Below are 26466 nucleotides of genomic sequence, written 5' to 3'. Positions count from 1 at the left end.
CATGTTCACAGATCTTTTCTCACTCAAGGGCCGCGTTGCGCTCGTCACCGGCGGGTCGCGTGGCATCGGCAGGATGATCGCGGCGGGCTTCCTCAGCCAGGGCGCGGCGAAGGTCTACATCACGGCGCGCAAGGCAGCGGCTTGCGAAGCGACTGCGAACGAGCTGTCTGCGCAATATGACGGCGAATGCATCGCGCTGCCGATCGACATCTCCAGCCTTGCCGGCATCGAGATGCTGGCAGGCGAAATCAAGAAGCGCGAACAGAGGCTCGACATCCTCGTCAACAATGCAGGCGCGGCCTGGGGCGCGGAGTTCGACGAATTTCCGGAGAGCGGCTGGGACAAGGTGATGAACCTGAACGTCAAGTCGCCGTTCTTCCTGACCAAGGCGCTTGCCGGCCCCTTGCGTGCGGCAGCGTCCGCGCAGCGGCCGGCGAAAGTGATCAACATCGCCTCGATCGACGGCATCTTCGTCAATCCGGCGGAGACCTATTCCTATGCCGCGAGCAAGGCCGGGCTGATCCATCTGACGCGGCGGATGGCGGTCAAGCTGATCCCCGATCACATCGTGGTCACCGCGATCGCGCCCGGCCCGTTCAAATCCGATATGAACCGCGCTGCGCGCGACCACGGCGATGAGGTCGCAACACTCGTGCCCGCGGGCCGCATCGGCACCGACGAGGACATGGCGGGCGCAGCGATCTATCTCGCCTCGCGCGCCGGCGATTATGTTGTCGGCGCGACCATCGCAGTCGATGGCGGCATCGTCTACGCGAATGCGGGGATCAAAGGCGACGGGTTGGATAGCTGAGGAGCGGTTTTCTACCGAGCTGGTTGCAGCTCGGGCGGCGCGCTCACCCCATACTCGCTGTCATGCCCCGGCTTGACCAGGGCATCCAGTACGCCGCGGCTTCTCCATTGAATCTCCGCCGTCTCTGGAATACCGGATCACCCGTTTTCGCGGGTGATGACAGCATTCAACGTTGCAACAGCGTCAGGCCCTGACGCCTTACGACTCGATCTTCACATACTCGAAATCGCCGGGCTTGTTGTCGATGCCGACTTTCGGCGGCGAGATCCAGGAGGCGAACTGGCCGATCTCGGTGACGGGCTTCATCAGGGAGGCGATGAAATCGCCGTCGTTCGTTGACGGCAGCCAGTCGTCCCTGCGCTTGGCCCAGGTGGCGTCGTCGATCAGGATGCCCTCGGGCGTGGCGTGCACGTCCTTGAACTCGCCGATATGGCGGTGGAAGGTGACGTGCGGCACCGACAGCTTGAAATCATAGCCGGCCGTCGAGATCACCTTGTTCCAGCGCAGCATGCCCTTGACGCAGTCCTGGGTGTAGTCGTCCCGCAGCCGCATGTTGAGCGCGGTCAGCGCCGGCTCGTCGACCATCTTGATCTGGCCGTCGACGAACTTCATGACGGGGTAGGTCGCACTCTTGAGCTGGTGATCGTCCTCGATCGAGGTTTCCTTGTAGCGGCCCTTGATGCCGGCGTTGAACGCGTTCGCAGCGTTGGTCGACACTTCCGAGCCGAACAGATCGAGCGACAGCGAATAGTGCAGGTTCAGCTTCTTCTGGATGGTCGGCAGGTCGATGACGCCGAGCGCGCGCACCTTGGCAATATCGGTCGGATCGGAGATGCCCGCCTCGCTCATCGCCTCGCAGGTCCGCTGCACCACGCGGGTGATGCCGGTCTCGCCGACGAACATGTGATGCGCTTCTTCGGTCAGCATGAAGCGGCAGGTGCGCGACAATGGATCGAAACCCGACTGCGCCAGCGAGTGGAGCTGCATCTTGCCGTCGCGGTCGGTGAAATAGGTGAACATGAAGAAGGACAGCCAGTCGGGCGTGGCCTCGTTGAAGGCACCCAGCATGCGCGGCGCATCCGCGTCACCCGAGCGGCGGCGCAACAATTCGTCCGCCTCCTCGCGGCCGTCGCGGCCGAAATATTTCTGCAGCAGATACACCATCGCCCAGAGGTGACGACCTTCCTCGACATTGACCTGGAACAGGTTGCGCATGTCGTAGAGTGAGGGCGCGGTCTTTCCGAGATGACGCTGCTGTTCAACGGAAGCCGGCTCGGTGTCGCCCTGAATCACGATCAGGCGGCGCAGCATCGCGCGATGCTCGCCCGGGACCTCCTGCCAGGCCGGCTCGCCATAGCGCTCGCCGAATGGCACGACGCGGTTTTCCTCCTGCGGTGCAAGCAGAATGCCCCAGCGATAGTCGGGCATGCGCACATAGTCGAACTTGGCCCAGCCGCGCGGATCGACCGAATAGGCGGTGCGTAAGTAAACGAGCGATTCCTGGAAGCCGTCCGGGCCCATGTCGCTCCACCAGTCCATGTAGCCGGGATGCCAGCCTTCCAGGGCTTTGAGCACCTGGCGGTCTTCGGCGAGATTCACGTTGTTCGGAATCTTGGTCGAGTAGTCGACGTTCATGATGTTCATGTTCATGGCCGTGCTCCTTGCGATCTCTTGTCCCGGACGCGGTGCAGCGCGAAGCGTTGCGCCGCTGAGCCGGGACCCATTGTCTGGTTCACGTGGGTCCCGGTTCTGCGCAGCGTCACTTCGTGCCGCAGCGCGCCCGGGACATGAGAGTTACACCCGCGTCATATCGAATTTCGGCTTCTGGCCGCTGCCGTAGCGGCGCAGCGCGCCCTCCTCGCCGACCGCGTTCGGACGCTGGAAGATCCAGTTCTGCCACGCGGTCAGACGCGCAAAGATTTTTGACTCCATCGTCTCCGGACCGACGAAGCGCAGGCTGGCTTCCATGCCCGTGAGGCTGTCGGGCGAGAAGCTGGCACGCTCCTCGAGGAAGACGCGGACCTCGTCGTCCCAGTCGATGTCATCGAGTGCGAAGGTGACGAGGCCGAGTTCCTCGGCCTCCTCGGCATCGAGACTGGTGCCGACGGTGGCTTCCGCGCGCTCCACATCGGACGGGTCGGCCTGGAAACGCGATTGCAGGCGGGTCAACCCATGGCTCATCGGATAGGGCCCGAAGTTCATCGCGGAGAGCTCGATCGAGGGCGGCGGCCGGTTGTCGCCCTGGCGCGTGCCGATCAGCATGTACGAGCGGTCGGCGGCGAACACGAGCTCGGCGAGCGTGCCGGCAAAGCAGGAGCCGGGCTCCACCAGCGTCACCAGCGTGCGCGAGGTGACGTCGACGCGCTTGAGCACGCGCTTCCAGTAGTGGCGGATTTCGTTGACGAGCCAATGCGCCTTGTTGGCCTCGAGGAACGCGTCGCAGGCGAGTACATGGGCGCGCTCGCCATGACTCTTGAACACGAGCATCGCGATCTCGAGCTCGTTGATGCGCAGGTGCAGGATCGCATCATCGAGCTCGCGGGCGACCTGGAGCGGCCAGAAGGATGCACCCTGCGCCAGCATGCCGTCGATATCGGCGGGAGGCGCAGCCTCCGGCGCCTTGATCGAGATGGTGGCGATGCGCGCGGCGCGATCGATATCGACGCTGACGAAGCCGTAGCGGATGCTGGTCTCGTCGATGATGCGCTTGAGCGGGGTGAGCGCAATGCCCTTGCCGCTACCCTTGCGCTTGGATGACGCTGCAAATTCCTTGGCGCGCTCGGTGATCTTCGCCTCGAGCTTGGAGTTCGGCACGATCTCGTCGACCAGCCGCCAGGCGACCGCGCGCTTGCCCTTTACGCCTTCCTCGATGGTGCAGAAGAAGTCGGCGTGGTCGCGGCGCACCTTGCGCTTGTCGACGACGCGCGTGAGCCCGCCGGTGCCTGGCAGCACCGCAAGCAGCGGCACTTCGGGCAGCGCCACGGCGGACGAGCCGTCATCGGCAAGGATGATGTGGTCGGTTGCGAGCGCCAGCTCATAGCCGCCGCCGGCGGCCGAGCCGTTCACGACAGTGATGAAGCGCTGGCCGGAATTCTCCGAAGAGTCCTCCATGCCGTTGCGGGTCTCGTTGGTGAACTTGCAGAAGTTGACCTTGTGGGCGTGGGTCGAGCCGGCGAGCATGCGGATGTTGGCGCCGGCGCAAAACACGCGGTTCTTGGCCGAGCGCATCAGCACGACCTTCACCTCGGGATGCTCGAAGCGCAGCCGCTGGATCGCATCGGCAAGCTCGATGTCGACGCCGAGGTCGTAGGAATTGAGCTTGAGCAGGTAGCCCTCGAACAGGCCGCCATTCTCGTCGACGTCCATGGTCAGCGTCGCGACGTCGCCATCGACCCCGAGCTTCCAGTGCCGGTAGCGCGACGGATCGGTCTGGAAATCGATGAATTTCGCACCGCCTGCGAGGCGACGATCTTCCCCGGCCATGGGCCACCCTTGAGCTTGATTATGCGCGTCTGGTTTTAAGTTACATGCACAATAGTGCATCTTTCAGTAAGCGTCTAGTCCTTCGAGGGACGTACATGCATTTTGTTTCATGATCACTCAGGGGCGCGGAAGCGTCCCGAGCGGGACCCAATCGGCCTTGGACAGCAGCGGACGGCCGAGCTTGGCCTGGAGAAGAGCGACCAGCGCCTCCGTTGGAAAACGGTCGACGAAGCCGTCACCGCCTGCGGATGCCTTGCGTGTCTTGAGCTCCCGCAATTCCTCCAGCGCCTCCCCGAACAGGCGCGAGGCCGAATGCGGCCTGACGATGCGCAGCCGCAGGTTCGCGTTGGCGACATAGATGCAGGCGCGCAGCAGGATGCGCTCGCGGCCGCGCTGGGGAGCAGCCGCCCACACCGCTTCTAGGATCTCCTGCGATTCCCAGAAGTAACCGCGATCGTTGAGCGCGAGCCCATAACGCAGCGCCGGATGCCGTGCCGGTACATGGCCGCGGAAGGCCGGCGGCACCAGCGCCTTGGCCATGTCGAGCGTCTCGCAATCGGCGTCGAGGTCGGTTTCGCCGGGCACATAGGCCCATTGCGGCCATGGCAAGGAGCCGGTCACGGATGGTCGCGCAATCATCGGAGCAGAACCTCCGATGATTCATGCGGCATATCCCTCAAGACCCTGGTCGGCGCGCAAGGCCGCCAGGGCAAATTCTGCAATAGCGTCAAGCGTCGCCCCAGGCGCTTCACGATGCGGGGAGTGCCCCGCGTCTGAAATGACTTTCAAATCTACCGGACAATAGCACTCTTCCTGCGCAATCTCGACCTGACGCATGGTCCCGTATTGGTCATCCACACCTTGAACGACCAGGACGGGCACGCGGATATAGGCGAGGTACTCGGAAATATCCCAGTTGCGGAATTTTGGGTCGAGCCAGGCGCCGTTCCAGCCTTGGAAGGCGTTATCGACATCCTTGTGCCAGCGCGCCAGTTTCGCCTTGAGGTCCGTAGTCTCGTAAGTCGTCTTGATCTCGGCGATCGACTTCACCGAGATGTCCTCGACGATGAAATGCGGCGCGATCAACGCGATGCCTTGCAGGCGGTGATCCTGATGTGAACCGGCGTAAATCGTCGCGATCGAGGCGCCGTCGGAATGGCCGAGCAACAGGCCGCGCTTGAAGCCGATCGCGTCCAGCAGCGTCGGCAGCACGTCCAGCGCCTCGCGATGCATGTAGTCGAGCGGCCGCGGCAGCGTCACGGGGCTCGACTGGCCATAGCCCGCCCGCGAATAGAGGAAGATGCCGGCGCCGGTCGCCGCTTGCAGCTTTTCCGGAAAGTCGCCCCACAAGCCGGCCGAACCGAGCCCCTCATGCAACATGACGATGGTGGGCGCGTCCGCCGATTTCGGCGCAAGCCATCTATATTCGAGGCTCGCGCCGCCGATAGTGAGGAAGCCTGTGGGGGTGAGGTTGGTCATGCTGTCGTTCCCGTTCATTCCGTCATTCCGGACAGCTCGCAACACGAGCTGATCCGGAATCTCGAGATTGTCGTTTGCCGCTCGAGATTCCGGGTTCGATGCTTCGCATCGCCCCGGAATGACGAACTCGTCAGTTAGCGCCTTCGCGCAGCTTGAAGCGCTGGATCTTGCCGGTTGCCGTCTTCGGCAATGACTCCACCACGTCGATCCAGCGCGGATATTTCCACGGGCCGATCTTCTGCTTGACGTGCTCTTTCAGCGTCTCCTGCAGATCGCTGGTCTTGGCGCCGGGACGCAGCACGACGAAGGCCTTTGGCTTCAACAGGCCTTCCGGATCAGCCTCGGGCACGACGGCTGCTTCCAGCACGGCCGGGTGCGTGATCAAGGCGCTCTCGACCTCGAAGGGCGAGACCCAGATGCCGGAGACCTTGAACATGTCGTCGGAGCGTCCGCAGAAGGTGTAGCGGCCCTCGGCGTCGCGGACATATTTGTCGCCGGTGCGTGTCCACGGCCCCTCAAACGTGCGGCGGCTCTTGTGGCGCTGGTTCCAGTAGCCTTCACCGGCCGAGGGCGCATCGACCAAGAGCTCGCCGACCTCGCCGTCAGGCACGTCCTGGCCGGCCTCGTTCACCAGCCGCACCGCATAGCCCGGCACCGGCTTGCCGGATGAGCCGTATTTAATGTCGCCGGGCGCGTTCGACAGGAAGATGTGCAACAGCTCGGTCGAGCCGACACCGTCGAGGATGTCGACGCCGAAGCGCGCCTTCCAGGCATTGCCCACCGATTCAGGTAGTGCCTCGCCGGCGGAAGTGCAGATGCGAAGCTTGTTGCCGCCGCGCTCCTGCTTGCCGGCTTCATCGTTGAGCATTGAGGCGAACAGCGTCGGCACGCCGTAGAAAATGGTCGGATTGTATCTGCTCATCAATTCGAACATGCGAGCCGGCGTCGGCCGCTCGGTGTTCAGCACCGTGGTGGCGCCGACCGACATCGGGAAGGTCAGCGCATTACCGAGGCCATAGGCGAAGAACAGCTTTGCTGCGGAAAGACAAACATCGTCCTCGCGAATGCCGAGCACCTGCTTGGCATAGGTGTCGGCGGTCGCCTGCAAGTTCGCGTGCAGATGGCGCACGCCCTTGGGCATGCCGGTCGAGCCGGACGAATAGAGCCAGAACGCCGGCTCGTCCGGATGCGTGGCGGCGGTCGCGAAATCATCGCGCTCCTGCGCGAGTTCTTCGGCGAGCTGCTTGTGGCCGTTCTGCTTCTTGCCGGCGACGATGACATGCTCGAGATCCGGCATGCGGCCGACCACGTCCTTGATGACGGGATAGAGCGCCTCGGAGACGAACAGCACGCGCGCGCGGCAGTCGGCGAGGATGTAGGCGTATTGCTCCGCAGTCAGTAGCGTGTTCAGCGGCACCGGCACGATGCCGGCACGGATCGCGCCCAAAAACACGATCGGAAAATCGACCGTATCGAGCATGATCATCGCGACTCGCTCCTCGCGGCGGACGCCGAGACGGCGCAACATGTTGGCCGCGCGATTCGTCTGTTGCTGAAGCTCGCCATAGGTCAGGCGGGAGACGGTGTCGTCGAAGACGAGCTTGCTGCCCCTGCCCTCCGCGATGTTACGGTCGAGCAGCCAGGTCACCGCATTGTAGGATGCCTCGCTCACGGACTTCTCCCCCGAATTTTGAATTATAATTCATAGAAAGACACTCTGTCGGCTTGCTGTCAATGCCATCAGGCATTATGTTTCCGACAAATGCGCCGCCGGACATCCGCTAAAGAAGGCAAATGACCGAAAGTCCCGACGCCGAATCCCAATTCCTCGAACAGCTTGGCCAGCGCGTGCGCACCATGCGCGCACTGCGCGGCATGTCGCGCAAGGTGCTCGCCAAGGTGTCCGGCATTTCCGAACGCTACATCGCCCAGCTCGAAAGCGGCAAAGGCAATGTCTCGATCGTGCTGCTCAGGCGCGTGTCGAACGCGATGGGCGCGCATCTGGAAGACCTGCTGCCGACGATCGAGCCTGCGCCGGATTGGCAGATGTTCCGCGACCTCCTGCGCAAGGCGACGCCCGGCCAGATCGCGCAGGCCAAGGATCTGCTCGCCGGCGGCAGCGCGTCCGCGCCGCGGCGCGCGCCGTTCTGCGGTATCGCGCTGATCGGCCTGCGCGGCGCCGGCAAATCCACGCTCGGCAAGATCTTGGCGAAAAAAATCGGCTGGAGCTTCGTCGAACTCAACAAGGCGATCGAGGAGCAGAACGGGCTGTCAATCGCCGAGATCATCGCGCTGTACGGCCAGGAAGGCTTTCGCCGCATGGAGCAGGCGGCACTGCAACAGCTCCTCGCACGCCACGAGCTGATGGTGCTCGCAACCGGCGGCGGCATCGTCTCGGAGCCTTTGACCTTCGACCAGATCCTGTCCTCGTTCTACACGATCTGGCTGAAGGCCGAGCCCGAAGAGCACATGGCCCGCGTGCGCCGCCAGGGCGACCTGCGCCCGATGGCCGACGATCGCTCCGCGATGACGGAGCTGCGCAACATTTTGCTCAGCCGCGAGCCGCTGTATTCGCGTGCAACCGCGGTGGTGGATACGGCAGGACTCAGCGTGGACGCTGCTGCGGCGAGGCTGATCGACGCCGTGCGCCCCGTGCTGCAAAACGAAGCACGGTCGTTTGGGCTGCGCAGCGTGGCGCTTTAGTCAGTCCACCTCGAGATATTCCGCGCCCGGCAAGTCCGGAAACCGCGCCGTGGGCAGCGCCTGGTACCAGAAGGCGACCGACGCAACGTCGTCCTGCAAGGGCAGATATTTCGGCTCCTTCACGCCGGAGCGCCAGCCGAGCGCCTGCATCGTTACGCGCAGATCACTCTGGAAGCGCACGGGATCGGGGATGTGCCAGCGATACATGCCAAAGCGCTGCTGCGACTTGTAGACACCGTCGGGGCGGATCACCTGCGGCAGGCCGGCATAGGGCGTGGTGAATTCGAGATAGCGCGACGACGGCCCGCCGCTTGCCCCGGGATTGGCGAGCTGCCACGGCACGCGCGGATCGAAATTGTACGCGCCGCCAAAATAATCCTCGGTGCCAGTGCCGCAGATGGTCGGAAACTCACCGTCGCCGTCGATGAAGAATTTGATCTCGCCCTCGCCCCACCAGCCATTGCTGTTCGAGCCCCAGGCCATGTAGGTGCCGACATAGTGGCCATGTCCGGTGACGCCATCGAGCAGCGTATGGACCTCCTTGTACGGCACCGGATTGGTTCGCCTGAACTGCGCATGAAAATAGGCGCAATCTTCCGGCACGTCCGTCAGCGTGTAGTTGATCTGGTAGTAGATGGTCTGCGCCTCCTCGTTGCGGTTCTCCAGCGTGACCCGCGCGCGCTTGCGGAACGGCATTTCCCAATAGCAATTGAAGCCGCGGCCCGGATTGACGCAGACCGCGAGCGAGGACACCTGCGCAAACTCCTCCCAGCCGCAGGCGAAGAAATCGCCGATCGGACATTCGACGCTGGGCAGCGTTTGGTCATCCCAATAGATGCGCAGGATGGAACGGCGCAGACGGCCGCGCGAAATCGTCATCCAGATCTGCTGGAGCGCGCCCGCGCCTTCGATGTCGGCAAGCGTAAAGGTCGCGCCGGGCTCGACGACGACGTAAGGCGAGATCTTCCAGCCCCGTCCGAGGTCACGCGCCTGAGGTGCCGCCGGGCCATCGACGGCCATGCCGCCCTTGCCTTTCTCGCCGGTGAAATTTTCCGGGCTGATCGAGCGCGACTGCGCGTTCGACAGGCGCGAGAGGTTGCCGAGATGGAGGCCTAGTCCGGAGAATGTCATTGTGTCTCTCGCCTTGCTGTGCGTCGAGACACGAAACTAGCCTAGCCGGATCGGCAACAGCAAACTGCAAGCAAGCATGGTCGGCGCATTCGCGCCGCAGATTGTAGGGTGGGTTAGCGAAGCGTAACCCACCACTTCTCTCGCGGCGCGGAAAGCAAAGAGGAGGGTTACGCCTTCGGCCAACCCACCCTACCGGGCTTTGCTACACCGACCAGTAGTTCGGATGCTGGTAGCTTCGCGAGCGGTCGCCCCAGTCGAACTCCTCGCCGTCGAACTCGCACGGGCCGGCGCTCAGCTCGTCCAGCGTCACCTCGACCTGGAAGGCCTGGCGGTGCGGATCGTACTTCAACGCGCTCCACTGGAGGGGATAATGGTGATGCGTGCCGAGCATCCCGCCCGTCTTGATCACGGCATAGGCGACCGTTCCGCTCAACTTGTCGAGCATCAGGCGCTCGATTGTGCCGAGCTTCGTGCCGTCGCGCCCGAAGACGGCGACATGCTCCACGCGATCACTGGGAACCATGGTGTGCATGGCGTGCTCCCTGGGTTCTTGCGTCGCGTGCATTATAGCACAGGCGAGGCGCAGCTACAGAAGTTGCGAGCGCACCGACACCGCGCCCTCGCGCAGCAGCGGCAGGAAGCGGTCGATCAGCTCCTGCGTCGGCACGCGGTCGACATGGGCGCCCATGTTGATGGCGGCAACGATGGTGTCGTCGTAGCGGCGGACAGGAACGGAGATCGAGCGGAAATGCGGCTCGGCTTCGCGGTCGACCAGCGAGAAACCCTGCGCGCGATCGGCAGCGATCTTCGCAAGGAGCAACTTCGGATCGGTCACGGACTGCGGCGTCAGCGCCGCCCGCTTCATCGTCTTCAGGCGGGCGGCGAGCGCGGCATCGTCGAACTGGCCGAGCATGGCGCGGCCGACCGACGTGCAAAAGGCCGGCAGCCGGTAGCCGATCTCGAGCCCGCCGGAGAACACCCGCATCGGGCTGCCGCGCGCGATGAACACGACGTCATCGCCGTCGAGCACGGCGAGGGAGGAGATCTCCTGCGCCGCAGTCGCGACGCGGTCGAGCACCGGTTGCAGCACGGCGACGAGCTGGTTGGAGCGCAGATACGACGCGGCTAGCGTCAGCACGTGCGGCGTCAGCGAGAACAGCTTGCCGTCGCTCGCGACGAAACCGCCATGCTGGAGCGTGAACAGGATGCGCCTGGCAGTGGCGCGCGGCAGCTCGGCGGCACGGGCAAGATCGCTCAGCGTCATCGGTCCGGCGGTCGAGCCGAACATCTGCAACAGCCGCAGGCCGCGATCGAGGCTCTCGACGAAATCCGTCGCGCGCTCCTCCGTCTCGTTCCGCTTCAGCTTGGGCATCCGCTCCGCGCCTGCAAAATATTGCTTGCCGCCAAATCAAGGCATGTCATAATTCGCCCATTCGTTCAATAGGCGAACAACGCCACTCCGCGCAAAAGGGACGCGACCGCCATGATGAGCCAGGAGCAGAACGACCTGATCACCCGCACCGGGCCGAAAGACCCCTGCGGCAGACTGATGCGGAGCTACTGGCAACCGGCGGCGCTGGTGGATGAGCTGGAGGGCGCACGCCCGGTGCGGCCCGTCAAACTGCTTGGCGAAAACCTCGTGCTGTTCCGCGACGAGGGCGGCCGCTACGGCTTGATCGACCGCCACTGCGCGCATCGCGGCGCCGACCTCGCCTTCGGACGGCTTGAGAATGGCGGACTGCGCTGCGCCTTCCATGGCTGGCTGTTCGACGCGACGGGGCAGTGCATCGAGACGCCGGCCGAGCCGAAGGATTCAAAGCTCTGCCAGAACATCCGCCAGCGCTCCTATCCCGTGGTGGAGAAGAGCGGCATCCTCTGGGCTTATCTCGGCGAGGGTGCCCCGCCCGCATTTCCGGAGATCGACTGCTTCGTCGCACCCGGCACGCATACTTTTGCGTTCAAGGGCCACATGGCCTGCAACTGGCTCCAGGCACTGGAGGTCGGCATCGACCCCGCGCACGCCTCCTATCTGCACCGCTTCTTCGAGGACGAGGACACCTCGGCCGCCTACGGCAAGCAGTTCCGCGGCGCCTCCGCCGGCTCCGACCTGCCGATGACCAGGATCCTGCGCGAATACGACCGCCCGATCATCAATGTCGAACACACCGAATACGGCCTGCGCCTGATTGCGCTGCGCGAGATCGACGACGAGCGCACCCATGTGCGCGTCACCAACCAGCTTTTCCCGCACGGCTTCGTCATCCCCATGAGCACGGAGATGACGATCACGCAGTGGCACGTGCCGGTCGACGACGAGAACTGCTACTGGTACGCGATCTTCACCAGCTACACGAACCCGGTCGACAAGACAAAGATGCGCGACCAGCGGCTCGAGCTCTATGAGCTGCCCGATTACATCTCGCGCAAGAACAAGGCCAACGATTACGGCTTTGATCCGCACGAGCAGCAGACCGCGACCTATACCGGCATGGGCACCGACATCAACGTCCACGACCAGTGGGCGGTGGAATCGATGGGCGCGATCCAGGATCGCACCAAGGAGCATCTCGGACAAAGCGACAAGGCGATCGTGCAGTACCGTCGCCTGTTGCGGCAGGAGATCGAGAAGGTCGTGGGCGGCGAGAAGCCGATGCTGCATCTGGATGAGAGCAACGCACGCAGCATCCAGGGGCCGGCGACCATGGACGGCATCGGCCCGACCCAGGGCTGGGAGACCTACTGGATGGAAGTCGACGTCAAGCGGAGGCGAGGCGCGCCGTGGATGGCGCCAGTGCCGAAGGACATTGCCGATAACGTGCACCGGCTGACGGCGGCGGAGTGAGGCTTGTGTGGGAAGCCTGTAGGGTGGGCAAAGGCGCGAAGCGCCGTGCCCACCATGTCACAGCACCTGCGACAGACGTGGTGGGCACGCTTCGCTTTGCCCACCCTACGGCAGTTGAAGGAGTGATGAAGTGAGTTTCGTCGCGCGTCACGGGCTTTGGTCGGCCGAGCAGAAGGATGCGGCGTTGCGCGTGCGGCGGATGGTCGAGGAGAAGAACCTCGAAGTCATCCGCCTCGCCTTCCCCGACCAGCACGGCATTTTGCGCGGCAAGACCATTATCGCATCGGAGGCGATGGCGTCACTGGAGAGCGGCTGCTCCATCACCACGACCATGCTCGCCAAGGACACCTCGCACCGCACGGTGTTTCCGGTGTTCACATCAGGCGGCGGGTTCGGGATGAAGGAGATGGAGGGTGCGGCCGACGTGCTGATGGTCGCCGATCCCACCACCTTCCGCGTGCTACCCTGGGCACCTAGCACGGGCTGGCTGCTTTGCGATCTCTACTTCAATGACGGACGGCCTGTGCCGTTCGCGACGCGCAACCTTTACCGGCGCGTGCTCGACGAGCTCGGCGCGCGCGGCCATGATTTCGTCGCCGGCCTCGAGGTCGAATTCCACATCTTCAAGCTCGACGACGCGCATATGCGCGCCGAAGACGCCGGCCAGCCCGGCACGCCGCCATCGGTGAGCCTGCTCAGCCACGGCTATCAATACCTCACCGAGCAGCGCTTCGATCAGATGGAGCCGGTGCTGGAGATCCTGCGTCGCGACATCGTCGCGCTCGGGCTTCCCTTGCGCTCCGTCGAGGTCGAGTTCGGGCCGAGCCAGTGTGAATTTACTTTCCAACCGCGCAAGGGCATCGAGTCCGCCGACAACATGGTGCTGTTCCGCTCGGCCGTGAAGCAGATCGCGCGCCGTCACGGCTATCACGCCACCTTCATGTGCCGGCCAAAACTGCCGAACGTGTTCGCGAGCGGCTGGCACCTGCACCAGTCGATCGTCTCGCGCGCGACGGCTGAGAATCTGTTCATGGCGAGAGAGACCGGCCAGCCGCTCAGCGAATTCGGCCGCGCCTGGCTCGCGGGTCTGCTCGATCACGCCCGCGCCTCTGCCGTGTTCACGACACCGACAATCAACGGCTACAAGCGCTACCGCTCCTACTCGCTTGCGCCGGACCGCGCGATCTGGGGCAGCGACAATCGCGGCGTGATGATCCGCGTGCTCGGCGGTGCAAACGATCCGGCGACGCGCCTGGAGAACCGCATCGGCGAGCCCGCCGCCAACCCCTATCTCTACATGGCTTCGCAAATCCTCTCTGGGCTTGATGGTGTCGACCGCAAGCTCGATCCCGGCCCGTCGGCGGACGCGCCCTATGAGACCAAGGCGCCGCTGTTGCCAAAATCCTTGCGCGATGCCGTCGGCGCGCTGAAGGACGATCCGTTCTTCCGCGAGAAGCTGGGGACGGAATTCGTCGACTACTACACCCACATCAAGAATGCCGAGATCGACCGCTTCCTGTCCGAGGTGACCGACTGGGAGCATCGCGAATATTTCGAGATGTTCTAGTTTTGGGACGTCATTCCGGGGCGATGCGTCGGCATCGCCCCGGAATGACGGCGCTCACGCCTCACGCCGCTGTGAGGCGACTTCGTCCCACCTGTTCCGACGACATCACGTCGCTGCCGGACGAAGCCATTTTCCGCACCCCTCGAAAACCGCCGGAAAGATTGCAGCGCTAGGCTGGCAGCATGTGATCAGACAATGGAGTTCGGTCATGTGGGGTCAATTATTCAGCCTGATTTACCGCCTGTCCTGCCGCACCACCCTGATCGAGATCGGCGTGCATCGCCTGGCGCGCTAAGCGCGACCGTTCCGTTAGGTAAGGCGGATTGACCAAGTAGCGGGTTTCCTCAAATCCCCAGATACCGGTGCTGCAGCTCCGGCTCGGCCGTCAGCTCGCCCGAGGTGCCGCTCCACACCGTCTTGCCGCGCTCGATGATGTAGTGGCGGTCGCAGATGCGGGCGAGGTGATCGACGTTCTTGTCGACCACCAGGATCGACTGCCCGCGCTTCTTGAGCAGCGACAAACAATTCCAGATTTCCTCACGGATTAAGGGCGCAAGGCCTTCGGTCGCTTCATCGAGGATCAACAGCTTTGGATTGGTCATCAGCGCGCGGCCGATCGCAAGCATCTGCTGCTCGCCGCCGGAGAGCTGGTTGCCCATGTTGGATGCGCGCTCGGCCAGCCGCGGGAACAGGACGTAGATCGCAGCGAGCGTCCAGGGATTGTCGCTGCCGAAGCGGTCGGCGGCGGCCGCGACGAGATTTTCGCGCACGGTGAGGTTCGGAAAGATCTGGCGTCCCTCAGGCACGAGACCCACGCCGAGCTTCGCGATCCGGTAGGATGGAAGCTGCCGCACCTCCGAGCCTGCAAAGCGGATCGCGCCTGCGCGCGCCGGCGTCAGGCCCATGATGGAGCGGATGGTCGTGGTCTTGCCCATGCCGTTGCGGCCCATCAAGGAAACCATCTCGCCTGCCTTGATGGACAGCGACAGGCCGAACAGCACCTGGGACAGCCCGTAGCAGGTCTCGATACCGTCGACGTCGAGCAGGGTGTCAGCCATCCGGTCAGTCATGGCGCGTCACCACGTGCTGATCGCCGAGATAGGCGCGCTTGACCTCGTCGTTGCCGCGGATCGCGGCCGGATCGCCGGAGGCGATGACGCGGCCATAGACCAGCACCGAGATGCGATCGGCGAGCGCGAACACCGCCGGCATGTCATGCTCGACCAGCACGATCGAGACCTCTTTGCGCAGATCCTGAAGCAGCTTCACCATGCGCTGGGATTCGATGACGCCGAGGCCGGCCATCGGCTCGTCCAGCAGCAGGATTTTTGGCTTGCTCGCCAGCGCCACGGCGAGCTCGAGCTCGCGCCGCTCGCCATGGCTGAGCCGCGACACCACGACATCGGCGCGATGCGACAGGCCGACGCGATCGAGCGCGGCGTGGGCAGCATCGCGCAAGGATCGCTCCTTCCGCGCATTGGCAAAGAAACGGAACGACGTGCCGGCGTGCGCCTGCGCCGCCAGCGCGACATTGTCGGCGGCGGTGAAGTCGAGCAGCAGCGAGGTGATCTGGAACGAACGGGCCAGGCCCAGCGCGCAACGGCGATAGGCCGGCAGATAGGTGATGTCGCGCCCGCCGAGCAAGACGCTGCCCGCATGCGGCGAGAGGTGCCCGGTGAGCTGGCTGATCAGCGTGGTCTTGCCGGCGCCGTTCGGGCCGATGATGGCGTGCAGCTCGCCGGCCGCAACATCGAGCGAGACGTGATCGGTCGCGGTGATGCCGCCGAAGCGCCGCACCAGCTTTTCGACGCGGAGCAGCGGTTCAGCCACGACCAGCCCTCCCGAGCATGCCCAAGATGCCGCCGCGCCCGAACAGCACGATCAGCAGCAAGAGCGGGCCCATGATCAGCGCCCAATATTCGGTGATCTGCGACAAGAATTCTTCCAGCAGCAGATATACCACCGCACCCATGACCGGGCCGAACAGCGTACCCATGCCGCCGAGGATCACCATCACCATGAGGTCGCCGGAGCGGGTCCAGTACATCACGGCCGGGCTGACGAAATCGGTGTTGTTGGCGAGCAGCGCGCCGGCGAGCCCGCACATGGTGCCCGAGATGACGAAGCAGACGAGCTGGTAGCGCTTTGCCGGAAAGCCGATCGCCTGCATGCGCTGCTCGTTGGAGCGCAGCCCCTGCACGACGAGACCGAAGCGCGAATTGACGATGCGCCAGATCAGGACAATGACGCCGATCAGGCAGGCGAGGCAGAGATAGTAGAACTGCACACGGCTGGAGAGATCGATCAGCCCGGAAAAATCGCTGCGCTTGTACACGGTGAGACCGTCGTCGCCGCCATAGCGAGCGAGCCCCGAGGCGACGTAGTAGGCCATCTGCGCGAAGGCGAGCGTGATCATGATGAAGTAGACGCCGCGGGTCCGCAAGGACAGCGCGCCGATCACGAGCGCATAGAGCGCGGAGGCCGCCAGCGCGACCGGGAACTGGATGAAGCCGCTTCCGACGCCTTCCTGCGCCAGGATGCCGACTGCGTAGCCGCCGATGCCGAGATAGGCGGCGTGGCCGAAGCTCATCATGCCGCCATAGCCCATGATGAGGTTGAGGCTCGCGGCCGCGAGCGCCAGGATGACGATGCGGGTGAACAGCGTCAGGATGAAGATGTTGCCCGACAGCTGCGAATAGAGCGGCAGCAGCACGAGGCCCGCCAGCATCAGGGCCGTGACGGCCTTGCTCACGCTCAAGGCCTTCATCGACGATTGGCCGGAAACAGCCCCTCCGGCCGCACCACCAGCACGATCGCCATCAAGAGATAGATGAGCATCGAGGACAGCGCGGGCGCGGCGGTGGATGCCGCGGTTGAACTCAGGATCTGGCGCAGCAGGTTCGGCAGGAAGGCACGGCCGAGCGTGTCGATCATGCCGACGAAGATCGCGGCGAGGAACGCGCCGCGGATCGAGCCGATACCGCCAATGACGATGATGACGAAGGCAAGGATCAAGATGTTCTCGCCCATGCCGATCTGCACGGTGAGGATCGGCGCCTGCATCAGGCCGGCAAGGCCGGCGAGCGCGGCACCTAGGCCGAACACCAGCGTGTAGAGCAGCTTGATGTTGATGCCGAGCGCACCGATCATCTCGCGGTTGGAGGCGCCGGCCCGGATCAGCATGCCGATGCGCGTGCGCATCACGCCGAGATAGAGCAGCAGCGCGACCAGAAGGGCGACCACGATGATCGCAAGCCGATAGGCCGGATAATGGATGCCGGGAAGGATCGGCACCGGCACGGTGAGCCAGGGCGGCAGCGGCAGCGCCAGGCCCGCCGGCCCCCAGATCAGCCGCACCGCTTCATTGAAGAACAGGATCAGGCCGAAGGTCGCGAGCACGTGGTCGAGATGGTCGCGGCCATAGAGATGCCTGAGCGCCACCACTTCGAGCACGATGCCGAGCACGAGCGTCGCGCCGAGCGCGAGTAGCGCGCCCAGCAGGAAATTGCCGGTCCATGCGACGAAGGTCGCGGCGAAATAGGCGCCCATCATGTAGAGCGAGCCGTGCGCGAGGTTGACGAGATCCATGATCCCGAACACCAGCGTCAGGCCGGCGGCCAGCAGGAAGAGAAGCAGCCCGAACTGCAATCCGTTGAGGAATTGTTCGACGACGAGCAGCATCGACGCTCTTTCAGCCACGCATCACGTTGCGCCGATGTTCGAACACGGCCGCCATCAGTGAAAGAGCTCCCCCTGCCTCTTCAAGGCCAAAATCGGTAACGGCAGTATCGTTCCGACGCAAGAGCGATTCTGCGCCCAACATGCACTTTGTTGCATCTCATCGAACAGGCGACGAGCGCACCAAGCAAGAAGGTTGCCGCAGAGCATGGGTCAACCTGCCGCACCTGCCGTCAATTCGGACGACACGACGGGCTGACGTTGAACGGTGAGGTTGTTCGAGGGGCTCGCCGACGATCCATCGCGCAGTCACGGATGCGCGTTCGCTCTGAGACGGCGTGTTACGGCGCTCTTCACCTCGCCCCGCTTGCGGCGAGAGGTCGAATTCAGGCGCAGCTTGAATTCGGATTGGGGGGAGAGCTTCCACGAGTCCAGCTCTCACCGTCCTCTTGGAGAGAGGCCCACGCCCCTCTCCCCGCAGGAACGGGGAGAGGGAGGAGGATCATCGCCGCACTCAGTGCGACGTCATCGAGTGAGGAAAGTCGTCCCGGTCGGTTGCGACGCCATCGGCGGTGGAGGCTTCCAGCGCTGCCATCCGGAACAGATAGGCGAGCGTGGCGTGGCCGCAATCGTCCGCCATCTGCGCCAGCTCGAGCGCCATGTCGGACATGTAGCCGAGATTTTCTTCCTTCATTTTCATCTTGAGCTTCGCAAGGGTTCGGCTGTCTCGAATCATGTTCGACATCTCAGGCGGTCTTTCGTTGCGCGGCGGTGAGGCCGCAGGTGTTGGCACGGGCGATGGCGTTAAGGCGCGGACCGTCCTGGCGCACGACGCTCGCCATGCCGATCCGCTCGCGCACGATATCGAGCGACTCCCGGCGAACGTCGATCGTGGCGGCCATGGTCCAGGAGCCGTCGACCAGCGCGGGCAATCCCAGAGGCGTGACGACAAATCCGATGTCGTGGAAGCGCGGCAACCACCAGGTCTCCATGACCAGGCAGAGACGCTCGATGCCCTGGTCGAGACAGAACTCCTGCGCCGACGCCATCAGTTGCAGGTTGACGGTTCCGTCGCGGCGGTCGCGCGCGACGAAGAAGCGCGACCACTCCCAGACCAGCGCGTCCGCCGGACAGCCGCGCACCGCGGCGAGATGCGGAAAGATCTCGCTCATCATCGTCGGCTTGGTGGTCGGATAGAGCCGGTAGCCGCCGATCACACGGCGGCTCTCCAGCGCGAGCATGTAGATCGCGTCCTCGTCGTCGTAGACGTCGATCTCGCGGCCGTCGGGCTTGCGCAGCGCCTCCCACTTGCGCTCGTCGACGAAGACCTCGTGCCGCAAGCGGAAGTGTTGCTCGACGACGTCCTCATACAGATGACGGTTCGCCGATGAAATTGCATGGATCATGAAATCCCCCGTTTTTCAAAACGGGGGAAGCCTCGTTCAAAAGAGGCGGACTCGATATTGGGAAATTTCCCAGTGAGAGCTTATGGATTGATGATTTTGTGCCTGATCGCGATCGCGACTGCATGCGTACGGTTGACGGCACCGAGTTTGCGCGCAGCGGTTGCAAGATGCTCTTCCGCGGTCCGCTGCGTGATGTGCAGGATCTCGCCGATCTCCCAGGCGGACTTGCCTTGCGAGGCCCAGGCGATCACCTCGCGCTCACGCGGCGTAAGCAGCGCCGGCGGCGTCGGACGCGGATCGAGCAGGCGGCGGATGCGGTCGAAGCCGTACATCGCCATCAGGTGCAGCGCCGGCTTGCTTCGCGCGTTGAGATCGAGATGCACGCCGCCGAGCGAAACACCGGCTTCATAACCGGTCAGCCCGTGGATCGGCACGACGAAGCCGCGCGACATGCGGAAATCGGTGGCGCGGTTCATCACCTCCACCGCACCGAGCTCCCGCTCGGCATCGTAAGGTGCTTCCGACCATTCGAAGGGGTTCACCGACTGCCGGCACATCCGGATCACCGGATCGAAGCGGACGTAGTTCCTCTCGGTGTACATCCTGAACCATTCAGCCGGCCAGCGCTTGGCAAGCACCATCTGCTCGAAGTGCTGCTCCGGATTCGGCAGTCCAGTGACGATGATGTGCTCGAAGCCGAAGCGGCCGAATGCCGCCTCAAGCGCGTCCATCGCATCCGGAACCTTGCTGTAGGCTTCCAGTCCTTCGATGAAGTCGAGCGCTTCCCGGCCATAGTCCACGGCGGACATCGGTTCGTTCCTGCCCCCTGCCTGCCTTCGTAGGTTGCTTTGTAGCCTGACTCGTGCCGCGCCTCAATGCGTCGCCCCCGTAGTTTCACGGAACGCACACACTCTGGAGATTTTATCTACTTGTGGCAGAAGGGGGGTCAAGATACACGTGCATAGTCTGGAGCGGGAAAGCCACGATGGAAGACGAGAACATCGCCCTCAACAGCGTGCTCGGCCTGGAACTCAACCGCGTGTTCTTCGCTGTCCGCGAGACCGCGAACAAGCAGAAGATCATCGAGCTTGCGCGCAAGGTGCTGGAGAGTGAACGCGCCGGGCTGCCCGATAGCGCTTCGCCCGACGGGCCGGCACGCTAGAACGCAGTAGCAGCAACCGCGCGAATGAAACGGTTCGTGCAATCTGCGCCCCGCTTTTCAATTCGAACGTACTGATTCTAGTCGAAACAACCTGACCGCGAAATCGGTATCCCCCCTTCCTTGCGAGGAGGCCAAGCAATCGCGCCGCCCTCTATTCACGTTGACAGGCATTTGCGGCTGGATGACATGACGCATGTCGTGAGATGATCGTCACTCACGATCGTCCATCGGGATTGCGCTAGAGCATGATGACGCTGCGCCAGGTTGAAGTGATCCGTGCCGTGATGGTGACGGGGACCATTGGCGGCGCGGCGAAGCTGTTGAACGTCTCGGCGCCCGGCATCAGCCGTCTCGTCAAATACACCGAACGCTCGCTCGGTATTCGCTTCTTCCAGCGGCAGAACGGACGCTACTTCCCGACGCCCGAGGCCGAGAACATCTTCGAGCAGATCAACGGCGTCTACAAGAAGGTCGACGACCTCTCCGAGATCATCTCCAAGATCGGCCGCGGCGGATTGTCGGAGCTGCGCATCGGCTCGGTGCCGAGCATCTCGCAGGTGATGGTGCCGCGCGCGATCGAGCGCGTCCGGCGGCGCTATCCGGATATCGGCATCGACATCAACATCCTGAAGCTCGAGGAAGCGATCGACTACCTCATGCTCGGCCGCGGCGAGTGCGTCGCGATGAGCTACCGCCTCGAACATTCCGGCCTCGACTTCATGCCGCTCGCTTCCGGCGAGCTCTATTGCATCGTGCCGCCCGGCCATGAGCTCGCCGGCCGCAAGCAGGTCTCGGCGGCCGAAATCACGCGCTATCCGCTGATCGGCATCGATCCGAACGATCCTTACGGGCGGATCATGGCCGAGATCTTTGCCCGTCACCGGCTCGACTACAACATCACCATCCGCGCCCGCTTCGGCACCACGGTGTGCGCGCTGGTGAAGGCGGGCCTCGGGATCGCGATCATCGACCAGTTCACGGTCGCCCATGGCGGCTATCCCGGCATCGAGCTGTTGAAGATCACCGAGCCGACGCGGTTCGACACCTATATCGCGGTGAAGCGCGGCGCGCCGCTCTCTCTCCACGTCGAATATTTCATCGAGCAGCTTCGCGCCGAGATGCGCGCGGTCGAGCCGTCGCGCAGCGGCCAGAAGGGCGCCGCGACGCGCGGACGCAAGAAGTAACATTATGTTAGGTTTGTAGGATAAATGGGTAATTGTGTTAGGCCAAGGACCGGCTATCGTCGGGCTTGAGCTTTGCCAATTTCCGCGCAACACCGCGTGGCGAAACACACCAAGACCAATTCGGATCATGTCAACGCGCCGACCTGTCGCATCTCAGAAACTCCTCACCGGCCTGATCGGCGCGCCGATTAAGCATTCCGCCTCCCCCGCCATGCACGAGCGCGCCGCCGAGGCGCTGGGACTGCGCGGCCACTATCAGCTCATCGAGGTCGCCGGCGCGGATGCGACCGGGCTCAGCATGATGCTCGAGGGGGTGCGGCGCCTCGGCTTTGCCGGCGTCAACGTCACCTATCCCTACAAGGAAGCGGTGGTACCGCTGCTCGACGAGCTTGCGCCGGGCGCAGCCGCCATGGGCGCAGTCAACACCGTCGTCGTGCGGGATGGCCGGCTGATCGGCCACAACACCGACACCACGGGATTTGCCCGCGCGGTGGCGCCGTTGCTGGCGCCCGCGGGCAATGCGGTTGCCGTGATCGGCGCCGGCGGCGTCGGCAAGGCGATCGCCTTTGCACTGGCGAGCCAGAAGGTCTCCGACATCCGCATCGTCGACAGCGAGCCGGCGCGGGCCGAGAGGCTTGCCTCGCTCCTGATCGCGAACGGCGCAAAGGTCGCATCGAGCATCGAGGATGCGCTCAGGGGCGCAACCGGCCTGATCAACGGCACGCCGGTCGGCATGCTGCCGAACCGGGACACGCCGGTGCCGACGGCGCTGCTGCGTGCAGACCTCTGGGTCGCCGATGCCGTCTATTCGCCGCTGATCACCCCGCTGCTGGCGGCCGCGCAGGCCAAGGGCGCGCCGATCATGACCGGGCGCGAGCTTGCGATCTACCAGGCCGCGGACGCGTTCGAACTGTTCACCGGCCTTGCTCCATCGACCGAGGTCATGGGCGAGGCTTTTGACGCCGTGATGGCGGCGCGCAGCGCCGCCTATCAGGCAGCTTGACCGAAAGCGGCCGGAAACAAGGCCGCTTGCAAAACTGAAGAGAAACGGGAGGAGTGAGATGAAATCGACACTACTGGGCGCCCTGCTTGCGGTTGCCATGGCAACGAGCGCCTTTGCGCAGCCGATCAAGCTGGCCGACGTCGCCGAGCTGTCCGGCGGCGGCGCCACCGTCGGCACCAACTGGAAGAACGGCATCGATCTCGCGATCGAGGAGATCAACGCCAAGGGCGGCGTGCTCGGCCGCAAGCTCGAGGTCACCCATGCCGACTCGCAGTCCAACCCGGGCGTGGCGCGCGCACAGGTTCAGAAGGCGCTCGACGCCGAGCCCTACGTGCTGCTCGGGCCCGGCTATTCCGGTTCGGTGAAGGTCACCGCGCCGCTCGCGGCCGAAGCCGGCATCGCGCAGATCATGGGCGGCGAAGCCGCCGAGCTGACCCAGGCCGGCAACAAGTTCCTGTTCCGCACCTCCTTCGGCCAGCAATCCTCGATGCCGAAGGTCGCCAAGTACATCCACGACGACATGAAGGCGAAGTCGGTCGCGGTGGTCTGGGTCAACAATGATTTCGGCCGCGGCGGACGCGACGTCGTCGTCAAGGAGCTCGAGCGCCTCGGCTCCAAGGTGGTCGCCGATCTCTCGACCGAAGCAGGGCAGGCCGATTTCGCCGCCGACGTCGGCAAGATCAAGGCCGCCAATCCGGACGCGGTGTTCGTCTACCTCAACGAGGAAGAGAGCGCACGTATCCTCAAGGAGCTGAAGCGCCAGGGCGTCACCGCACCGCTGATGGGCGAGACCACGCTGATCGGCCAGAAGGTGATCGAGTTCGCGGGCGACGCCGCCAACGGCGCGCGCGGCCATGTCGGCCTCACCACCGACGCACCGGTCGACCTGATCAAGGGCTTCCGCGATCGGTTCTCCAAAAAGTACAACTACGTGCCCGACCATAACGGCCTGAAGGGCTATCTCGCCGTCTACATGGTGAAGGCCACCACCGAGAAGATGGGCAAGGTCGACTCCAAGGCGTTCGCCGACACGCTGCACGGCCTGACCATCAAGGCCGCGGACGAGCCGGGCATCCTGATGGACGTCACCTTTAGCGATACCGGCGACATCGATCGCCAGAGTTTCCTGGTCGAGGTCGTGGAAGGCAAGCAGGTCGTGAAGCAGGTGCTGCCGAAGCTGAAGTGAGCGCTTCTCCCTCTCCCCGCCCGCGGGGAGAGGCCGACCGCTCTTCTCCCTCTCCCCGCTCTTTCGCGGGGAGAGGGTTGGGGTGAGGGGCCGCTTCCGCGAGTCTAATTGTCACGGATTTCGCGGAAAGAGCCCCTCACCCCACCCTCTCCCCGTAAGAACGGGGAGAGGGAGACGAAAGAGCGGGGCGAGAGGACACGAGAGGGGAAAAATGTCCAATCTGTTCGATCTTCTGGTCGCAGGACTGGCAACGGGCGCCATCTATGCGCTGGTGGCGGTCGGCTTCACGCTACTCTGGCAGACCTCGCAGACCATCAATTTCGCGCAGGGCGAGTTCGTGATGCTGCCGGCGTTTCTGATGCTGGCCGCGATGCATGTCGGGGCACCGTTCTGGCTCGCCATCATCCTCGGCATCCTGCTCTCGATGATCCTGCTTGGCCTCGCCTTCAAGATGCTGCTGGTCGATCCGATGATGCGCCATGGCGTGCTGCCGCTGGCGATCGCCACCATGGCCCTCGCAATCGGCATCAAGGAAGCCGTGAAGCAGTTCTTCAGCGCCGAGGCCTCGCCCTTCCCCTCGATCGTTCCGACCGGTGACATCTCCGTCTTTGGACATGCGGTCTCGTTGCAAAGCATCGGCGTGCTCGTCGTCGCGATTCTCGCCGTGGTCGGGCTGACAGCGCTTCTGAACCGCACCTCGCTCGGCCACCAGATGCAGGCGGCGGCGCAGAACCCGACGGTGGCGCGCATCATCGGCGTTCCGGTCGAGCGGATGATCCTCCTGACCTTCCTGATCAACGCCTTCCTGGTCGCGCTGGCTTCGCTCCTGATCACGCCGATCTATCTGGCGAAATTCTCCTCCGGCGAGGTGCTGGGCCAGGCCGCCTTCATCGCCGCGATCGTCGGCGGCTTCAACCAGGTGCGCGGCGCGATTGCCGGCGGCCTCCTGATCGGGGTGCTCGACAATCTCGCGGCCTCCTACGTCTCGACGCAATATCGCTCGGCAGTGCCGATGCTCGTGCTGATCATCGTCATCCTGTTCCGTCCCCAAGGCCTACTCGGCCGCGCCGAGGAGCGCACGGTATGACCGGATTTGCCAAACCCCTGAAGATCGCGCTTGGCCTCGCCGTCATCGCCGCCCTGATCGTCGTTCCCATGAACTTCAATCGCTACGGCCTGTTCATCCTCAGCCAGTGGGCCGTGATGACGATCGCCGCGATGGGCCTCAATCTCACGCTCGGCTATGCCGGCCAGGTCTCGCTGGCCCAGGGCGCCTTCGTCGGCATCGGCGCTTACGCCGCGGCGATCATGACGACCCATGGCTGGCCGCTGCCGGCCGCGATCGTCGTCGCGATTGTGCTGAGCTTCGCGGTCGGCTGGGTCCTCGGCTATCCGGCGCTGCGCGTGCAGCACCACTACCTCGCCTTCGTTACGCTCGCCTTCTCCACCCTCGCCTTCCTGGTGTTCCGCAACGAGAGCTGGCTCACCGGCGGCATCTACGGCATCTCCAATATTCCGCGGCCGCATATTTTCGGCATCGCGACCAACAAGCCGCTGCCGTTCTACTATGTCTGCCTTGGCTCGCTCGCCATCGTGTCGCTGGCGGTATGGTGGCTGATCCGCTCGCCCTGGGGCCGCGCCTTCATTGCGCTGCGCGAGAACCCGCAGCGCGCGCAGTCGCTTGGCGTCGACACCCGCCGCTACACGCTGATGGCGTTCGCGATCGGCTCGGCGCTCGGCGGCATCGCCGGCGCGCTCTATGCGCCGCTGACGCAATATATCGATCCGGTGCCGTTCAACCTGTCGCTCTCGCTCGACCTGTTGATGATGGTGATCGTCGGCGGCGCCGGCTTCTATCTCGGCCCCTTCCTCGGCGCGATGATCGCAGTGCTGCTGCCGGAATGGCTGCGCTTCACCGAGGGCTATTACCTGATGCTCTACGCGATCGCAGTCATGCTGCTGCTGATCTGGTCGCCGACCGGTATCCTGGGGATCCTCGATCGCTACATGGCCGCGCGGCGCACCAAGGCGGCGTCTGCGCTCAGGGCCGTCGCAAAATCCCGACTGGAGACGGCGCAATGAGTGCGGTGCTCGAAGTCACCAATATCAAGAAGAACTTTGGCGGCATCTCTGCGGTCGACGGCGTCAGCTTTGACGTCCGCGAAGGCGAGATCCTCGGCCTGATCGGCCCGAACGGCTGCGGCAAGTCGACGCTGTTCAACTGCATCCTCGGCCAGCTCACGCCGAGCAGCGGCGAGGTCAAGCTCGACGGCAGGAGCGTCACGGGCCTGCGCCCCTCAGAGCTCAACAAGCTCGGGGTCAGCCGCACCTTCCAGCTCCTGCAGGTGTTTCCAAAACTCTCGGTGCGCGAGAACCTGATCCTTGCCGGGCAGGAGCACCAGGGCAACATGGCCTCACGCCTCGTCGGCCGCTCCGACGCCGGGCTGACGGACGCCGCCAACCAGATGATCGGCTTCTTCAAGCTCGACCATCTCGCCGCTGAACCTGCCGGCGGCCTCTCCTACGGCCAACAGAAGCTGCTCGATGCCGCGATGGCCTTCATGGGCGGACCGCGACTGGTGCTGCTCGACGAGCCCGCGGGCGGCGTCAACCCGACGATGCTGTCGGACCTGAAGGAGCGCCTGGTCGCGATCAACCGCGAGAAGAACGCGACCTTCGTGGTGATCGAGCACAACATGGAATTCGTGATGTCGCTGTGCTCGCGCGTGATGGTGATGGCGGAAGGCAAGGTGCTCGCGATGGGGCGACCGGACGAGGTGCGTAAGAACCCCGCCGTGATCGAAGCCTATCTCGGACATTGAGGAGCCGGC

Annotated in this window: 26 protein-coding genes; 11 read left to right on the top strand and 15 right to left on the bottom strand. The window is 64.1% G+C overall.

Features of this window, described 5'->3' with window-relative positions; all coding sequences use genetic code 11:
- Position 1: 1 nt before the first annotated feature.
- The gene (locus NLM33_RS32330; RefSeq protein ID WP_254102311.1) at positions 2 to 811 is read left to right on the top strand and encodes an SDR family oxidoreductase; all 810 of its coding nucleotides are present in this window, start codon (positions 2 to 4) and stop codon (positions 809 to 811) included.
- 198 nt (positions 812 to 1009) lie between these two features.
- Here NLM33_RS32330 and boxB read toward each other — a convergent pair whose 3' ends face one another.
- The 5 genes from boxB to NLM33_RS32305 form a co-directional block, all read right to left on the bottom strand.
- The gene (boxB, locus tag NLM33_RS32325; RefSeq protein ID WP_254102309.1) at positions 1010 to 2461 is read right to left on the bottom strand and encodes a benzoyl-CoA 2,3-epoxidase subunit BoxB; all 1452 of its coding nucleotides are present in this window, start codon (positions 2459 to 2461) and stop codon (positions 1010 to 1012) included.
- 144 nt (positions 2462 to 2605) lie between these two features.
- Positions 2606 to 4294 carry a 2,3-epoxybenzoyl-CoA dihydrolase gene (gene boxC / locus NLM33_RS32320; RefSeq protein ID WP_254102307.1) on the bottom strand — a complete coding sequence of 563 codons (1689 nt, stop codon included), beginning with the start codon at positions 4292 to 4294 and terminating at the stop codon, positions 2606 to 2608.
- A 117-nt stretch (positions 4295 to 4411) separates the two neighbouring features.
- Positions 4412 to 4933, bottom strand: coding sequence for a DUF309 domain-containing protein (locus tag NLM33_RS32315; RefSeq protein ID WP_254102305.1), 522 nt, complete (start codon positions 4931 to 4933; stop codon positions 4412 to 4414).
- Positions 4934 to 4954: 21 nt separating this feature from the next.
- Positions 4955 to 5773, bottom strand: coding sequence for an alpha/beta fold hydrolase (locus tag NLM33_RS32310; RefSeq protein ID WP_254102303.1), 819 nt, complete (start codon positions 5771 to 5773; stop codon positions 4955 to 4957).
- Between the two features lie 130 nt (positions 5774 to 5903).
- Positions 5904 to 7445, bottom strand: coding sequence for a benzoate-CoA ligase family protein (locus NLM33_RS32305; protein WP_254102301.1), 1542 nt, complete (start codon positions 7443 to 7445; stop codon positions 5904 to 5906).
- A 122-nt stretch (positions 7446 to 7567) separates the two neighbouring features.
- Here NLM33_RS32305 and NLM33_RS32300 point away from each other — a divergent pair, with 122 nt between their 5' ends.
- Positions 7568 to 8476, top strand: a complete 909-nt coding sequence (locus tag NLM33_RS32300) for a helix-turn-helix transcriptional regulator (protein WP_254102299.1) — start codon at positions 7568 to 7570, stop codon at positions 8474 to 8476.
- Here the strand turns inward: NLM33_RS32300 and NLM33_RS32295 are convergent, their stop codons facing one another.
- The 3 genes from NLM33_RS32295 to NLM33_RS32285 all read right to left on the bottom strand — a co-directional run bounded on the left by NLM33_RS32295 (position 8477) and on the right by NLM33_RS32285 (position 10979).
- Positions 8477 to 9607 carry a glycoside hydrolase family 172 protein gene (locus tag NLM33_RS32295; protein WP_254102297.1) on the bottom strand — a complete coding sequence of 377 codons (1131 nt, stop codon included), beginning with the start codon at positions 9605 to 9607 and terminating at the stop codon, positions 8477 to 8479.
- A 202-nt stretch (positions 9608 to 9809) separates the two neighbouring features.
- Complete coding sequence (locus NLM33_RS32290) at positions 9810 to 10139, bottom strand: PRC-barrel domain-containing protein (protein WP_254102295.1); 330 nt, start codon at positions 10137 to 10139, stop codon at positions 9810 to 9812.
- 54 nt (positions 10140 to 10193) lie between these two features.
- Positions 10194 to 10979 (bottom strand): IclR family transcriptional regulator C-terminal domain-containing protein, encoded by a 786-nt coding sequence (locus NLM33_RS32285; protein WP_254102293.1) that lies wholly within the window; start codon positions 10977 to 10979, stop codon positions 10194 to 10196.
- Positions 10980 to 11090: 111 nt separating this feature from the next.
- Here NLM33_RS32285 and NLM33_RS32280 point away from each other — a divergent pair, with 111 nt between their 5' ends.
- Complete coding sequence (locus NLM33_RS32280; protein WP_254102291.1) at positions 11091 to 12449, top strand: aromatic ring-hydroxylating dioxygenase subunit alpha; 1359 nt, start codon at positions 11091 to 11093, stop codon at positions 12447 to 12449.
- Positions 12450 to 12579: 130 nt separating this feature from the next.
- Complete coding sequence (locus NLM33_RS32275; protein WP_254102289.1) at positions 12580 to 14016, top strand: glutamine synthetase family protein; 1437 nt, start codon at positions 12580 to 12582, stop codon at positions 14014 to 14016.
- 344 nt (positions 14017 to 14360) lie between these two features.
- Here the strand turns inward: NLM33_RS32275 and NLM33_RS32270 are convergent, their stop codons facing one another.
- The 7 genes from NLM33_RS32270 to NLM33_RS32240 all read right to left on the bottom strand — a co-directional run bounded on the left by NLM33_RS32270 (position 14361) and on the right by NLM33_RS32240 (position 19909).
- Complete coding sequence (locus NLM33_RS32270) at positions 14361 to 15074, bottom strand: ABC transporter ATP-binding protein (protein WP_371930146.1); 714 nt, start codon at positions 15072 to 15074, stop codon at positions 14361 to 14363.
- Positions 15075 to 15078: 4 nt separating this feature from the next.
- The gene (locus NLM33_RS32265; RefSeq protein WP_254102285.1) at positions 15079 to 15846 is read right to left on the bottom strand and encodes an ABC transporter ATP-binding protein; all 768 of its coding nucleotides are present in this window, start codon (positions 15844 to 15846) and stop codon (positions 15079 to 15081) included.
- Positions 15839 to 16783 (bottom strand): branched-chain amino acid ABC transporter permease, encoded by a 945-nt coding sequence (locus tag NLM33_RS32260; RefSeq protein ID WP_254102284.1) that lies wholly within the window; start codon positions 16781 to 16783, stop codon positions 15839 to 15841. The genes NLM33_RS32265 and NLM33_RS32260 overlap by 8 nt, the downstream gene beginning before the upstream one ends.
- Positions 16780 to 17697 (bottom strand): branched-chain amino acid ABC transporter permease, encoded by a 918-nt coding sequence (locus NLM33_RS32255; RefSeq protein ID WP_254102282.1) that lies wholly within the window; start codon positions 17695 to 17697, stop codon positions 16780 to 16782. The genes NLM33_RS32260 and NLM33_RS32255 overlap by 4 nt, the downstream gene beginning before the upstream one ends.
- A 511-nt stretch (positions 17698 to 18208) precedes the next feature.
- Positions 18209 to 18394, bottom strand: a complete 186-nt coding sequence (locus NLM33_RS32250; protein WP_254102280.1) for a hypothetical protein — start codon at positions 18392 to 18394, stop codon at positions 18209 to 18211.
- Between the two features lie 46 nt (positions 18395 to 18440).
- Complete coding sequence (locus NLM33_RS32245; RefSeq protein WP_254102278.1) at positions 18441 to 19100, bottom strand: acyl-homoserine-lactone synthase; 660 nt, start codon at positions 19098 to 19100, stop codon at positions 18441 to 18443.
- Positions 19101 to 19180: 80 nt separating this feature from the next.
- Complete coding sequence (locus NLM33_RS32240) at positions 19181 to 19909, bottom strand: LuxR family transcriptional regulator (RefSeq protein ID WP_254102276.1); 729 nt, start codon at positions 19907 to 19909, stop codon at positions 19181 to 19183.
- 176 nt (positions 19910 to 20085) lie between these two features.
- On the opposite strand from NLM33_RS32240, the gene NLM33_RS32235 reads away from it, so the two are divergent.
- The 7 genes from NLM33_RS32235 to NLM33_RS32205 all read left to right on the top strand — a co-directional run bounded on the left by NLM33_RS32235 (position 20086) and on the right by NLM33_RS32205 (position 26457).
- Positions 20086 to 20262, top strand: coding sequence for a hypothetical protein (locus tag NLM33_RS32235; protein WP_254102274.1), 177 nt, complete (start codon positions 20086 to 20088; stop codon positions 20260 to 20262).
- A 245-nt stretch (positions 20263 to 20507) separates the two neighbouring features.
- Positions 20508 to 21446 carry a LysR family transcriptional regulator gene (locus NLM33_RS32230; protein ID WP_254102272.1) on the top strand — a complete coding sequence of 313 codons (939 nt, stop codon included), beginning with the start codon at positions 20508 to 20510 and terminating at the stop codon, positions 21444 to 21446.
- Positions 21447 to 21573: 127 nt separating this feature from the next.
- The gene (locus NLM33_RS32225; protein ID WP_254102270.1) at positions 21574 to 22449 is read left to right on the top strand and encodes a shikimate dehydrogenase; all 876 of its coding nucleotides are present in this window, start codon (positions 21574 to 21576) and stop codon (positions 22447 to 22449) included.
- A 58-nt stretch (positions 22450 to 22507) separates the two neighbouring features.
- Positions 22508 to 23635 (top strand): ABC transporter substrate-binding protein, encoded by a 1128-nt coding sequence (locus tag NLM33_RS32220; protein ID WP_254102268.1) that lies wholly within the window; start codon positions 22508 to 22510, stop codon positions 23633 to 23635.
- Positions 23636 to 23846: 211 nt separating this feature from the next.
- Complete coding sequence (locus tag NLM33_RS32215) at positions 23847 to 24722, top strand: branched-chain amino acid ABC transporter permease (protein WP_254102266.1); 876 nt, start codon at positions 23847 to 23849, stop codon at positions 24720 to 24722.
- A complete protein-coding gene (locus tag NLM33_RS32210) occupies positions 24719 to 25717 on the top strand; it encodes a branched-chain amino acid ABC transporter permease (RefSeq protein ID WP_254102264.1) in 999 nt (332 codons plus the stop codon). Before NLM33_RS32215 ends, NLM33_RS32210 begins: the two co-directional genes overlap by 4 nt.
- Entirely contained in the window at positions 25714 to 26457 is a 744-nt protein-coding gene (locus NLM33_RS32205) for an ABC transporter ATP-binding protein (RefSeq protein WP_254102262.1), read from the top strand. Before NLM33_RS32210 ends, NLM33_RS32205 begins: the two co-directional genes overlap by 4 nt.
- The last annotated feature ends 9 nt before the right edge of the window (positions 26458 to 26466 follow it).

It is taken from the genome of Bradyrhizobium sp. CCGUVB1N3, assembly GCF_024199925.1.
GTDB lineage: Bacteria > Pseudomonadota > Alphaproteobacteria > Rhizobiales > Xanthobacteraceae > Bradyrhizobium.
Note: the sequence above shows the minus strand (reverse complement) of the source record. Positions and strands in the feature narration are given on the sequence as shown.